Annotated in this window: 8 protein-coding genes and 1 pseudogene; 3 read left to right on the top strand and 6 right to left on the bottom strand. The window is 41.0% G+C overall.

Translation table 11 applies throughout. The features are described from left to right. The first annotated feature begins 95 nt into the window (after window positions 1–95). Window positions 96–395, top strand: coding sequence for an AAA family ATPase (locus AB9N12_RS06720; protein WP_369890799.1), 300 nt, complete (start codon window positions 96–98; stop codon window positions 393–395). Between the two features lie 651 nt (window positions 396–1,046). Here the strand turns inward: AB9N12_RS06720 and AB9N12_RS06715 are convergent. After that, complete coding sequence (locus AB9N12_RS06715; RefSeq protein WP_369890147.1) at window positions 1,047–1,907, bottom strand: IS3 family transposase; 861 nt, start codon at window positions 1,905–1,907, stop codon at window positions 1,047–1,049. 35 nt (window positions 1,908–1,942) lie between these two features. Beyond that, window positions 1,943–2,320, bottom strand: coding sequence for a hypothetical protein (locus AB9N12_RS06710; RefSeq protein ID WP_369889012.1), 378 nt, complete (start codon window positions 2,318–2,320; stop codon window positions 1,943–1,945). Between the two features lie 611 nt (window positions 2,321–2,931). Here AB9N12_RS06710 and AB9N12_RS06705 point away from each other — a divergent pair. Further along, window positions 2,932–3,075 (top strand): annotated as a pseudogene (locus tag AB9N12_RS06705) (AAA family ATPase); the annotation flags it as partial. 225 nt (window positions 3,076–3,300) lie between these two features. Here the strand turns inward: AB9N12_RS06705 and AB9N12_RS06700 are convergent. The 3 genes from AB9N12_RS06700 to AB9N12_RS06690 form a co-directional block, all read right to left on the bottom strand. After that, window positions 3,301–5,313, bottom strand: coding sequence for a PL29 family lyase N-terminal domain-containing protein (locus AB9N12_RS06700; protein WP_369890797.1), 2,013 nt, complete (start codon window positions 5,311–5,313; stop codon window positions 3,301–3,303). 21 nt (window positions 5,314–5,334) lie between these two features. Further along, window positions 5,335–7,923 (bottom strand): DUF4955 domain-containing protein, encoded by a 2,589-nt coding sequence (locus AB9N12_RS06695; protein ID WP_369890795.1) that lies wholly within the window; start codon window positions 7,921–7,923, stop codon window positions 5,335–5,337. A 145-nt stretch (window positions 7,924–8,068) separates the two neighbouring features. Further along, window positions 8,069–11,113, bottom strand: a complete 3,045-nt coding sequence (locus AB9N12_RS06690; RefSeq protein ID WP_369890792.1) for a DEAD/DEAH box helicase — start codon at window positions 11,111–11,113, stop codon at window positions 8,069–8,071. 53 nt (window positions 11,114–11,166) lie between these two features. Between AB9N12_RS06690 and mnmA the strand changes: the two genes are divergently transcribed. After that, window positions 11,167–12,324: a tRNA 2-thiouridine(34) synthase MnmA gene (gene mnmA / locus AB9N12_RS06685; RefSeq protein ID WP_369890790.1), complete on the top strand. Its 1,158-nt coding sequence runs from the start codon at window positions 11,167–11,169 to the stop codon at window positions 12,322–12,324. A 157-nt stretch (window positions 12,325–12,481) separates the two neighbouring features. On the opposite strand, the gene AB9N12_RS06680 is transcribed toward mnmA, so the two are convergent. After that, on the bottom strand, window positions 12,482–14,029 hold the full coding sequence (locus tag AB9N12_RS06680; protein WP_369890789.1) for a GH3 auxin-responsive promoter family protein: 1,548 nt from the start codon (window positions 14,027–14,029) through the stop codon (window positions 12,482–12,484). Window positions 14,030–14,126: the final 97 nt, after the last annotated feature.

Raw genomic sequence — 14,126 nt, 5'->3', positions numbered from 1 at the left:
TTTGTTTTGCTATTTGCACTGTTATAGTGCAAATAATCGTGTCTTTGCCTGTAGACCAATGCTATAAGGATAAGTTATTTGAGTATTCTCACAAGATGATACGGGAGACTAATATTGAGTTTCACCGGTATATTTATTCCAGAATAAATTGGAATAGTCGCATGATAGGGCTTAGGGGACCTAGAAGAGTAGGGAAGAAAACTCTTGTGTTACAACACATTAAAGAAAATCTGAAATTGGATGACTCTTTATATGTGACGGCCGAGGATTTTTATTTTGCCAACCATCGTTTGCTCGATTTGGCAGATGCTTTTGTAAAGACGGAGGGCAAGTACTTGTTTATCGATGAAATACATAAATATAAAGATTGGTCGAAACACGGCTCTTTCATTTAAAACTGTTTTGTTCTCTCAAAAATGGTCTTATTTTATGGGCCACAGCCGACACCATGTCGATGCAGAAAGACATCATACCGGGAATTCCTCTCTATGTTTGAAAAGCACAAAACATCTGCCATCTGCAACAAATTCATGCTAAATCGATGAACACAAGAGACTTATGCTGTTGCAGATACCTGTTGCAGATGGTTGCAGATAAAGTTATCTGCAACATATCATTCAAATACCGGATTAGTACAGTTTGCCTACACACCGCACAATGTAATGCAAACAAGTATTCAAACCTATAAAACAAAGTGTTCAGCGCCTTGAAACAAAGTGTTCACCGTATTGAAACAAAGTGTTCAGCGCCTTGAAACAAAGTGTTCAACCGTATTGAAACAAAGTGTTTGACTTATACTAGAAATGGTTGTCACTTTTAGAGGCTAGTTACTAAATAAGTTGTCACATTCTGTTATTCATAACTAAAACAGTTGTTAGTTTCTTCCCTTTGCTCCTAAGATAGTTGTCATACGTAAAAACAATGGACAAATCTGAGTGTGCTCGGGCTCTCGGTAAAAGTCAATAGGGTTCGACACCCTATTGGCTTTTGTGAGACAATGGCTTAAACCGTCATGTCCCGGGTTCTCGGTATCGCAAATATAGTATTTATTTATCATATGGAACCTTATTTTTCCACAATGATTTTCCCGGCACCTCTCCATGATATACGTCCATGGGTTTTTTCATACCTATGCTCATATGCGGTCGTCCATTATTATAGAAGTCAATCATTCGCGTAATCTGCTCCCGTGCCATCTCTTTATCCCTGAACAGCGACATGCCGTATATCCATTCCGTTTTCAGGATGCCATTCATCCTTTCTGCTACCGCATTGTCCGTCGGGTTGTAATCTTCAGTCATGCTCACACGTATATGATGAGTGACCAGTGTGTCGATATAGGCATCGCAGGCATACTGTACCCCCCGGTCGGAATGGTGGATTGTGCCGCAAAGATTGCCACCTCCGGCCTCATTGATGGCCTGTTCCAGTGCCTGTAGCGTATATTCGGCATGCAAACTGGGAGAGAGCACCCATCCTAAAACGGCATGTGAGTACATGTCCGTTACAAGATGGAGGTAGCATACGCCACCTTCAATCCAGATGTAAGTGATGTCACATACCCAGATATGGTTCGGGTATTGTGCCGTTACCCCCTTGATCAGATTCGGATACTTCTTGTAAAGATGGTGGGAGTCCGTCGTATGCCTGGGTTTCTTCGGGGGCAGCATAAGGCGTTCCGAACGCAGCAGATGAAGGAAGGCATCCCGCCCTCCGGTTATCTCGCTTCCATAAAGGGAGCGGAGCTCATGGTATAATTTCAAACCACCGATGCCCGGAGCCTTTGAGCGGTAGAAGAAGACGGCATCCAAGATGGCTGTTCTGATCTGATGACGCGACAAAAGATTTTTTTTCTTTTTGTAATAGGCCTGGGAAGACATGCCAAACAGTCCGCAAAGGGTTTTCACACTGATGTGAGGAAACTCTTCACGAAGGCCGGTGACTATTTGGCACCATCTTTTTTTAAGATGGAAATCCCTTCTTCTCTTTCTGTGAGTTCAATCAGTCTTTCAAAGGCATGGGAACGAAGTTTTTCAAGTTCCAAAGCCTTTCTCAGACGCAAATTTTCCGCTTCAAGAAGTTCTTCTTTAGATTTTGATTTTGGATTCTTTTTCATTTGAAGATCTGACAGAAGTTCGGGGGACAAAGATAAGGAATCCGAATCAATTGCATAACACTTTTGCCAACGCAGAATATAAGTATGGTTGGGTAAACCCCATTTCTTGGCAGTAGCAAACATTGACAAACCGCTACTGAAGTAATCACGGAGAACTTCCAATTTGAAAGTCTCAGAATAAATCTTACGAGATAATTTAGACATAATTTTTCTTTTTTTATGTCTCTAAAAAGGTGTCAACCTAAATCCGTATAAGACAGTTCAACCGTATTGAAACAAAGTGTTCAACCATATTGGAACAAAGTGTTCACCGTGTTGAAACAAAGTTCACCGTGTTGAAACAGAGTGCTTGCTGAAGTAACAACAAATACAAAATAGTAAAACATACGAGCTTACTTGTGAGATTGAAAGAGTAGTTTATCATGTTGTCAGACCATCATGAGCTAAAACAGATATGTTGCAGATACTTGACCTGCAACACATCTGCAACAGGTATCTGCAACACTATAACCCCTTATATCACAATTAGATACAACGAAATTGTTGCAGATGGCAGATAATTACCCTAAATATATTCTTTTGTGTAGGAATCGGATGTAGGTTCCTCCGGTATTCCTTTCTGACGAAAAATCCTACGAATATATTCCTATTGTTCAAGCGACAAATATCTCTTTTTACGGTAAAAGCGGTAATACGTCCCGCGTCCGATAAAGATAATTGACTGACAGACAAACATCAACCAATTACCCGGCTCGCATTATACCAAATAAGGGGCAGTATGGCTATATTTTTATCTTAAATGGAAAGAGCCGTAGTGGTCGAAAGAACTTAAGTTGATTTACGATTATCATTCAGAGTTGAATATTGTTTTTACAGGTTCATCTGTATTGGATATTAATAAAGGTGCTTCAGATTTGAGTCGCCGCGCTGTCATGTATCAGATGGCGGGACTTTCTTTCTGAACCAGACCCGTGTTTTTTCGGATGTAGTCGCTTCTCCTGTTTCTGATTTCTTGATTGATGATATGACATTTGAGGTGGAGGAAAGAAAAAGAGACAAAAACAAATTCAGGATGTACAGAACGGATTTGTGGTGAAGGATGATATTAGGTTCTCATATTCAGATAAATAAAAGGGGGTACCCTTTTCGGACACCCCCTTATTATTAAACTGGCAAAAGAGAACTTATTTGATTGTTGCTCCATAGCCGGCTACATCGCTAGCTAATGTAAATACACCATTTGCATAATCATATTGAGTGATAGGAGCTGTTGCGTGCTTGGTTATATTATTGCTTGCCGGTTCTTTAACTTGGGAATTTGTAGGATAATAATTCCAATTCTTGGTTAATCCATATACGATATTATCGGTGACATCTATCTGAGGCGTACAACTTTCTAAGAAAGAATAAAAGTAGGAACCAAATTCTGCATTTGGACTTACGTCAAAGATATTCTTGCTTATAGTTAACGATGTTCCTTTTTGGTATCTGAAGAATATATTACTACCTATTATGTTGACAAAAGTATTATTTATAATCTCGGCAGAAAGTACACCATCAGATTTGGGAGTGTTACCGGTAACCCAATTTAATATTTGTACGCCTTCTTGAGGATTCTGGCTATACACCATATTGTTTTTGAAGCTGAAAGTTTTATAATCACCTAAATTGAAACCTTTATATATATTTATCAAGGCAATTTTTATTGCGTTGACCTCAATGCGGGAGTCTTGAATAGAGATGTTGTTTATACCAAAGTATTTCGCTTGTGCTGCATCGTAATAAATGGATTTCAATACGTTGGTAATCATACAGTTGTCAAAGCGTATGTCTGTGAAATCTCCACTGCTGGCAACACCGGCATTGTTTATGAAGTAACCAGTATTGTTACCGACTCCATTGATGTTACTTAAGTCTATTTTCAAATTCTTGAAAAGCAGTTTCCCTTTGCATGATTTCCAGCAATTTGCAGGATGGAGTGTTACTTGCTCGTCACCATATTGACCGATGATTATAACATCATTACTGATTGATTTTACTCCGGTTGTGGTAAAATGGTGCGCTGTACCTGTGAGGAACAATATTACAGGTTTGCTCATTGTGGCATTAAAGTAGTTGTCAAGTGCTACATCAGCATCTGTTGCATCCAATACTTGTATGTCAGCATCTGAATAAATTTGGTTGTTGATGGTGATTCCGCCGATCGTAATGTTTTTACCATTATCAAAATCAGCCTTATAATCCGTACGATTCTTGATACTAACCTGAATCTTTGCAATCATAGCATACTTTCCACTTGTTGCCAATACCGCAATATCCGCACCGTTATCGGCTGTTGCACGAGTTGTCATCTTTGCACTTGCAGGGACAGTACCTGATGCAGGGGCAGTCACAACTAATACGTTTTCTTTCCCAGCTTCCTTAGAGAATGTAGCATTCCATCCTTCCGGAGCAGTAATCATTGTATTTTCTACTCCTCTCACGGTCATGGTAAACTCTTTCACTTCACCTGCAGAAAACTCTTGTACTTGTTTTAAATCTTCGGCTGCAAAGCTACATTCGAAATCACGAACGATAGGGATACGTATGGTTGGAGCATCCTCACCTGCAAGTACTAAGACCAGTTCGTTGTTTGCTACTGTTACACTCTGGAAGTTTTTGTCTTCTGCCGGATCAGAGCCGGCACCGGTTGCACTGACTTTGTCAGTAGTTCCTTCTTTGTATATATAACTGTAATTCTTTCCTTCGTCATAACTGACCTGCCAGTAACCTTCACTATCTACACCGAATGTAGGAGTCTTGCCACTCTCTCCATTAGCTTTCACCGGTTGTCCGTTTACAGTCAGACGTTCCGGAGTTTCATTTTTGTTATAAAGAACAGTCCAGTAGCCTTCTGAATCGATACCGATGATAGGACATAACAGATTGTTATCGTTCTTCATATATAGATTTACTGTCTTTCCATTGCTCAAGGTGAGTATGTAGGAATCTGACTTCTCTTCTATATTAGTAATAAACGTTCCTTCATTATAGAGTTCGCGAAGAGCTTCTGTATTACTATTTATATCACGTACTTGTGTCTCGAGTGCGGTAACACGCTTTTTCAGTGCGTCTACATCATCTTCCAAATCGTCAATGTTGGTACATGCTACCAGGCATACAGCCAATAACATGAACATACTCCATACTTTTTTCATGATTATATTGTTTTAAAGTTTTTATTTTAAAGAGGATAGCCAGGAAGGAACATATCCCAAACGTTTACGTAATTGAGCCTCATAGAGTGAATATGGTTCCACAGCGGTTCCGTTGCTTTCGAGTCGCTTCATTTGAGTCTCATCAAAATTTAAAGGACTTCCGTGGAAACCGACAATGATAGGAGGCATAAATTTCCACCAAAAGCCATTACCATCCCACCAGATAAATTTACCTCCAGTATCGATGTCCTGATCTGTTTGTGCATTTGTTGCGCAGAAATTCCATAGGGTCAGATTCTCCATGTGATTAGGCATTTGGGCAGAGTCTCCTCCTTGTCTCCAATGCATGAAACCACCGGAACAGCAGTCAATTAATGTTGCACGTGGCTGTGTGGCATGTGATTCAAAGCAAGAGTCGTCCCCCCATCTGACATTCCATATAACAGCACCCATACTTTGCTTTGAAACGCCGCAAGCGTGATATTGTCCAACGTTCGTCTTATATTCCATCAATGTGCCTTCACCTTCTCCTTTTCTAAGTATGTAACCATTGCTGTTTTCTGTTACTTTTCCAATAAAAATACGGGAAGAGGCCTGTGAACGGATAGAAGCATGTCCACGATTGCCGCCGATAGTGATGTCGTAAGCAGAACAGTTGGCAGAACTGGTGATTGACATGGCCTCACTGACACTTTCAAAATTAACCCGGCGTATCCATGAATTGGTCAGACGCACAAAATCGATGAGCTTAAAACCACCATCGTCAATGTCAGAGCCGTGATGAATAAACTTCTCTTTAGCATGTCCTTTGAAGGTAAGGTCTTCTATACCAACATTGGCATAGTTTGCAAACTTGTGTACTTTCCATCCCCAGTCTTTATGGATGGCGTGCATGATCGGCTCTTTGAGGGTAACATTGTTACCGCTGATTTTCTCAATCTGATGATATTCGTATATCTGAATCCCTTTTGTCTTGATATTGGGAGTACCGCCTTGCTGTATCTTAATATCTTTCCATTTGTGTGGATATAATTCGGAGTTAATCACATTGTCATCCGTATTCTCCAATACAAGACATACCCAGCTACCTCCGCTTACTCCTGTTAAACTAGCCGTTATGGTTTTGCTGCCTATCGGAGCATCTTCGGTGATGGTACCGACAGGATTTCCTAATCCCGTATTGTGTTTGAACTCCATCATGACAGGAGCATTCCACATCTCTTCGGTGGGTTTAGGAGATCTGTTTGCAACTGTCATTTCGAGGGTTGTTTTGTTTCTTCCTGCTCCCTTTAAAACGATATCACTCATTGATATACGAATCTTACGGTTTTTAGACTCTTCATCTTGCAGGATATAATTTCCTTCAGGAAAGTAGATAATAGCTTTGGCATTTTCCTTGATATACCGGTCTGTCATCTTGTTGTCTTCTTGTTTTGTTTGATTCGCTATCTCTTCCAAGACCTTCATAAAAGCTGCTCTGTCAGATTTACCATCGTTGGGGATCGCTCCATATTTAGGATCTGTAACATCGTATACTTTATATCCTTGCGCTGTTAGCGTTTCTGTTTCGGGAGGAGCCATTTCACCATACTTATATCCGGCGTATGAAAAGTCTAATAACACATTCTGTTGGTCAGCGTTGACAAACTGCCGCCAGGCTTCTGCTCCGGCTTCGCTGGAAAGTTGTTTAACTTCAATAGATACAATACGGATATAATTCTTGGATGAAGTCAGTACAATTTTAATGGTTTCTTCCACATCCTTTGTCACAGTTGCTTGCGGTGTGATCGTTAATAAATTCTCGGACAAAAGAACATTCCATCCTTTAGGAGCTTGAACAACGGCTTGCTGTACGTCATTCTGTTCTACTTTATATTCCTTATGGTTCTCATTGGGGGCGAAAACCTGTACAGCTTGTTTGCTGTTGGCGTCATTGAGACCATAAATGATCAGTCCAAAGGTGTCATCTACCGGAAAAGTATATGTTTTTCCTCCATCGGACAATGTGAATGAGAAAGTATGGTTTGCTTCATTATATTCTACTTTACTGAATATACTGGTTCCTCCCTGACTTCCTCCTTCGGCTTTAGTTCCTAAGCTTGTGTACGTTTGTCCATTATCGTAGCTTACTTGCCAATATCCATCGGAAGATACGTTGATTAACGGAGTTGCCACCACATTGCCTTCTTCATCACGTGGCCATGCTGATACTTTCTCTCCATCGGCTCCTGGTAGGTATTTGAAATCGGTGTCACTACTTGTTTTATATATCCAATAACCTTCTTTATCCACGGAAAACTCAGGGACAGACGTCTGTACTACTTCACTTTCCATAACTTTAATGCTTGTTCCGTCACTAAGTTCCAGCAAATATCCCAGACCATCCTTCGTGGGAGTAATTCCGATAATGATTTTGTTTTTCTGCATAAGGGTTTGCAGACTGGCAAATGAAGTATTCAGTCCTTCCGTTGCTTTTTCCAAAGCAGCGACACGGTCTTTTAGAGAATTGATGTCTGCTTCCAGATCATCTGTTTTTTTGCACGATTGCATGATTGCCAACATGCTGCAAATACCAAATAGAAATAAGTAGGTAATGCTCCTGTTTTTCATACATTTATTATTTCGGGTTATTTATAATTTTCACAGTCGCAAAGATAACCGGATAAAATAAGAGTATATGGATAAAAAAATTCAGGAATACGGTGAAATCATACATTTTACACAGCTCTGTGATAGATTGTGGCTTTATATATTATTAGAGCAGGTCTGCCCATTGTTCGTTGCTTAACATAGGCAATGGTTCACTATCGGCAACAAATGTTTCCGCCAGTTTCCGTTTCTCATCTTGCAGATGAAGAATCTTTTCTTCGATACTGTTTTGAGTAATGAAGCGGTAAGCAATCACTTGTTTGTCTTGCCCGATGCGATGGGCGCGGGCGATTGCTTGCGATTCGGCGGCGGGGTTCCACCAAGGGTCTATGATAAATACATAGTCGGCTTGAGTCAGATTAAGTCCCACACCTCCTGCTTTTAGTGAGATCAGGAATGCTTGGACATCCTTTTGTTCGGTGAAATGGGCGATTTCGGAAGGACGATTGTGGGTCGCTCCTGTTAATAAGGCATATTTCCAACCCTGTTCGTGGAAAGCTTCGGCCAGTATCTCCAGATGTCTTACGAATGAAGAGAAAATTAAAACCTTGTGGCCTTCACTCTGTAACGTATCGAATGTTTCGATTATCTGTGCCGTTTTTCCGGATGTTCCGGTATAGTCGGGAAGGATAAGCTGTGGGTGGCAAGATAGTTGTCGTAAACGTAAAATACCATTTAATACACTAAACGAATGGAGGCAGTCAGTATGTTGAGGCTGTTGAAGAAGGCTGTTGCGCAGACTGTTTTTCTCATGCTCATAACAAGTTTTTTGCTCTTCGGTCATACCGCAGTAGATTGTCTCTTCGGTAAGTTCAGGAAGTTCCGGAGCCACTTCTTTCTTGCTTCTACGGAGGATAAATGGGGCAATCAGTTGTTGCAATTGGTTTTCTATGCGGGTGTTTCCCTGACGGATTGGCATGGCGAACTGTTTTTGGAAAGAGTTTTCTGTGCCTAGTAAATCTGGTTGAATAAAGTGAAATTGAGCCCATAGATCCTTTAGTGAGTTCTCTATAGGAGTGCCTGTAAGTGCAAGCCGATATTTGCCTTGCAGTTGAATTGCCGACCGGAAGGTGAGCGATTCACTATTTTTGATATTTTGGCTTTCATCGAGTATGATGTATTCGAACAAGTAAGTACGGAGAACATCAATGTTGTTCCGCATCATGCCATACGTGGTGAATATCAGATGAAAACGTTCGAAAAATCTTTCCGGATGCTTATTATTAATGGCTGTTGTACTGTTATATTCTGCTATTGAAAGAGTTGTGAAGTGTCGTGTTTCCCGTTTCCAGTTGTGTAGCAGTGAGGTCGGGACGATAATCAATGTTGCGGGTTTCCGACTTTTTTTCTGTGTCGGTGAGGAAGTCATGTGAGTGACATTTCTTTTTCTTATTTGATTCGTTGGTGGTAACAATCCGTCTTCCGAAAAGGATGAAAACAAAGTAAGTTGTCCGTCAGATTCGATTATCTGTTCTTTGTTCGTCTGTCCGGACAAGGAGCAGATAGCAAATGTCTCCTTTTCTGTCGGTTCGTTTTCTTCTTCAGGGTCGGTTGCATCGTACACATATTGTAGTAGAGTAAGTGTCTGGAGTGTTTTCCCCAGTCCCATATCGTCAGTCAAGCAACCACCGAATTTCTGCTCGCGCAGATGAACCATCCATGAGAATCCTTTCTGTTGATAAGGACGCAAAGTCGCTTTTAGCTTTTTCGGTACAGGAATTGTTTTTATTGGGCTGATATTCGGGCAATTTTTATCTTTAAAGTCATTCAGAACTGTCTGTACGGCACCTATGAATGTATGTTTCAATCGGATTCCCTTTTCGGTTGCGACTCCCATGGTGAGCAAATCAGCATATTTGCTGAACCATTCTTCCGGTAGAAGAATGAGGCGTCCGTCAGGCAGCAGATATTCTCTTTTTTCTTCGAGAATATGTTTGCGGAAGTGTGAGAAAGGGATGTGTAAGTCACCGATGATAACGGTAATATGTAGCTCGAACCAGTCAACTCCGTTGTCATAGCTTTGTTCAATGCGTATTTCATCCGAACAATACGGGTGATTTCCTATTTGAAGAGTCAGTTGAAAGTCGGACTGTAACATTTGTCGGTGACGATGAATCCATTCGAATATGTTTTTTTCGGTTGCATGGGGCGATAGCTTAAAGTGTATATCACTAACAGATTGCAATCCTGCATCGGTCAGATAGCGGAATACTTTCTTTTCGGAAGCGATATCCCGTTGGAAAAACGCAATTTGTCCGGAGGGAGCTCGATAAAAGATTCTTTTTACATTGTTTGTATTGTCGGGAGCAAACGTTTGATCTCCGTAGCGGAAACCTAGACGCAATAATTTTTGGTTATAGATGGTATCTTCGGTTGACAGCATTATCTCGCATGCTCGTTTCTCTTCTTTGATGTCGATTCCTTTGATGTCAATTTCATGATAACGGGCTATCGGAATAACAATATTGTCTATGTATTTTTCCAATTGGGTGATATCCACACTGATGGATTCCCTTTTGGTAAAAGGCAGAAGTCTTATGCTCTCGATATGTGGGAAGAAGTATAAATGCATACCTAGTAGTAAAGTGACCGGTGTGGAAGTTAGCATCACAACAGGTTTCTGCTTGCAGAGGGATAATGGTTCCCCTTCGTAGCTGGCTTGCAATTGATAGCGGAAAATGTGGCTGTCAGCGTAAAAGGAGAAATGAATCCTGACGTCGTGAGAGTGTATCTGATAGGCATGATGGGTATACAGTATTTTGCTGCCGGCTTGTTTCTGAAAAAAGGGCAGTCTGTGTTCCCGGATTAATGCTAGCATTTCCCATAGCTTTTTCTCGATGAACGGGCGGACATAGCCCGACATCCGCTTGGGATCCTCGGATAGTTTGTGTAGAAAGTGTGCTACGTTCTTTTCACGGGAATAAACGCTCATTAAATATTTCTCTGTATAAAAGGAAGCAATTTTGATCGCTTGTCTTTCTGCCTCACTCATCTTGCTCATCACTTCGGGAGAGGCGTGAAATGCTTGTTCTACCAACTGTAAGGTTCCATTGTCCAGTTTTTTAGCAATATAGGGCATCAGCAATATTCCGAGTATAGGATGCTCTGTGAAAACGATTATGACTTGTCCGTTAGTTGGTCTCTCTTTCATTCTCTTTGTGGATTTAATAGACAAAGATACGGGAAAATACTTAAATTTGCAGCATGATGGAGGAAAACAAACGAGTATTACTTGGAATGAGCGGTGGTACAGATAGTTCTGTGGCTGCTATGCGATTGCTGGACGCCGGTTATGAAGTAATCGGAGTAACCTTTCGTTTTTATGAATTGGATGGTTCGACAGAGTATCTGGAAGATGCCCGTAATCTGGCAGAACGGTTAGGAATACGGCATATAACATACGATGCCCGTGAAATATTCAGTAAGCGGATTATTGAATATTTTGTGCAGGAGTATTTGGCAGGGCGGACTCCAGTCCCTTGTACATTGTGTAATAATTACTTAAAATGGCCTTTGCTTGCTAAAATTGCCGATGAAATGGGCGTTTTCTATATTGCTACCGGTCACTATGCACAGAATATACAACTGAATAATACCTTTTACATCACTTATGCTGCTGATTCGGATAAGGATCAAACCTTTTTTCTATGGGGGTTGAAACAAGATATTCTTTGTCGGATGTTGTTGCCAATGGGAAATATTACAAAAGTGGAAGCCCGTGCTTGGGCTGCCGAACATGGGTTCCATAAGGTAGCAACCAAGAAGGACAGTATAGGCGTTTGTTTTTGTCCAATGGACTATCGGACTTTTCTGAAAAAACGGTTGGCTCAAAATGGTGAGGCATTGGCAAGGGAAGGGCAGATGCTGGAGGAGAGTCAATCATGGGTTGAAGATTGTCAGAGATTGGTTGGAGGCAATCAGGTAAGACTCAATCAAATAAAACGAGGAAGATTTGTCGATGAGAAGGGCGATTTTATTGCCTGGCATGAGGGATATCCCTTTTATACCATTGGACAAAGACGTGGCTTGGGCATTCATTTAAACCGTCCTATATTTGTGAAAGAGATTAATCCAGAAAAGAATGAAGTCGTATTGGCTTCTCTTTCAGCTTTGGAGAAAACAGAAATGTGGTTGGTAGACTGGAATCTTGTTAATCCGGAGCGTACTTTGGGGCATCCTGACGTCATTGTGAAAATACGGTATCGCAAACAGGAAAACCACGGTACGATTACCATTACACCGGATCATTTACTACATGTGCAACTTCACGAGCCTTTAACTGCCATTGCTCCGGGACAGGCTGCCGCATTCTATAAAGACGGTTTATTATTGGGAGGAGGAATCATTGCCAACGCCCGGTAATTAGCTGATATCATTTAGGCACGAATGATACGAATTACATGAATAAAGTTTATTTTCTTTCCGTGTTAATTCGTATAATCCGTGCCTGAAAGAATTAAGAGAGGTGTTTCGAATATTCTCCTTGTACAAGTAATCTTTGTTATAAAGAAAACTGGTGTCAGTGATGTCTTGGTTGGGGTTGTTCTTTCGAAGGAATACTATTATTCAGCGCTAACATTGTTTCTATATATTCGCGCGTATTACTTAATCTGGGGACTTTATGTTGTCCTCCCAGCTTTCCTTTCTGTGCTAGCCAATCATGGAATAATCCCTCACGGGCAACGATCACTTCTAGCGGTTGTAAAGCTATGTCTTTCCAACGTTTGGCCTCATAATCGGAGTTAACCTCTTTCAGTCTGGCATCAAGTATCGCTGCAAATCTTTCTACTGAATCCGGCATCTTAGCGAACTCAATTAACCACTGGTGCCGACATTTTGCATTCTCATCCATAAACACAGGTGCCGCGGTGTATTCACTAATTTGTGCTCCGGTTTCGGAACAAGCCTTTGCCAATCCTTTTTCAGCGTTATCGACAATCAGCTCTTCACCAAATGCGTTGATGAAATGCTTCGTTCTTCCTGTGATGATAAACTTATAGGGATTCTTTCTGGTAAACTTCACCGTATCACCAATCATGTATCTCCATAAACCGCAAGAAGTAGAAATAACCATTGCATAGTTCTTGTTGAGCTCGACTTCTTCAAGACAGTAAGCCCGTGGATTTTCTTTACCCACTTCCTCTAACGGAACAAATTCGTAGAAAATTCCGTAGTCAATCATTAATAACATGGCAGGATCGGAAAGATCGTTTTGAGTTCCGAAATATCCTTCCGAAGCATTATAAGTCTCTACATAATGCATCTTCGGTGTTTGAATCACCTGCTTATATTGCTCACGATAAGGAGTGAAAGCCACTCCACCGTGGAAAAATACTTCCAGATTGGGCCATACTTCTTCCAAAGTCTGTTTCCCTGTTTTCTCAAGAACCCGTTTGATAAGCACCAGCATCCATGAAGGTACACCGGACAAGCTTGTCACATTTACCGGAATAGTACTGTTGGTGATTGCTTCAATTTTAGTTTCCCATTCGCTCATCAATGCAATTTTCTTGCTGGGTACACGAATGAAATTGATAAGCGGATTCACATTTTGAATCAGAATAGCGGATAAATCTCCTACCAAACTATGGTTGGAGTTGAGGTTCGGGCTATGGCTACCTCCAAGAATCAATCCCTTGCCAGAGAAAAAATGGCTATTCGGATTGATGCGGAAATAAAGAGCTACCGCATCTTTTCCCCCTCTGTAATGAATATCTTCCAGTGACTCTTTGCTGACGGGAAGGAATTTACTTTTATCATTAGTCGTTCCGGATGATTTGGCAAACCAGCGTATCTCCGATGGCCAAAGCAGATTCTGCTCCCCGGCTCGCAAACGTTCTACATAAGGTTTGATTTCTTCGTATGTCTGGATAGGAACACGTTTGCGGAAATCTTCATAGTTACGAATAGAGGAATAATCGTACTTTCTCCCCCATTCTGTTTGGGCGGCCTGATGTGTTAACCGGCTTAACACACGATGTTGTATCTCACTAGCCTGACTTGCATAGAGGTCTATCTGTTTTAAACGGGAATCGAAAGTCTTGCTAATAATTTTTGTAATATTCATTTCTGCTTTAACATAATAATGTTTAGTCGTGCAAAAGTAACTTATTTATCTTTTTTTTCTATCTTTACGACGGAAATAATCGTTAAAAATGGATGAC

This window comes from Bacteroides sp. AN502(2024) (assembly GCF_041227145.1).
Classification (GTDB): domain Bacteria; phylum Bacteroidota; class Bacteroidia; order Bacteroidales; family Bacteroidaceae; genus Bacteroides.
This window is presented reverse-complemented; position numbering and strand designations above follow the sequence as displayed.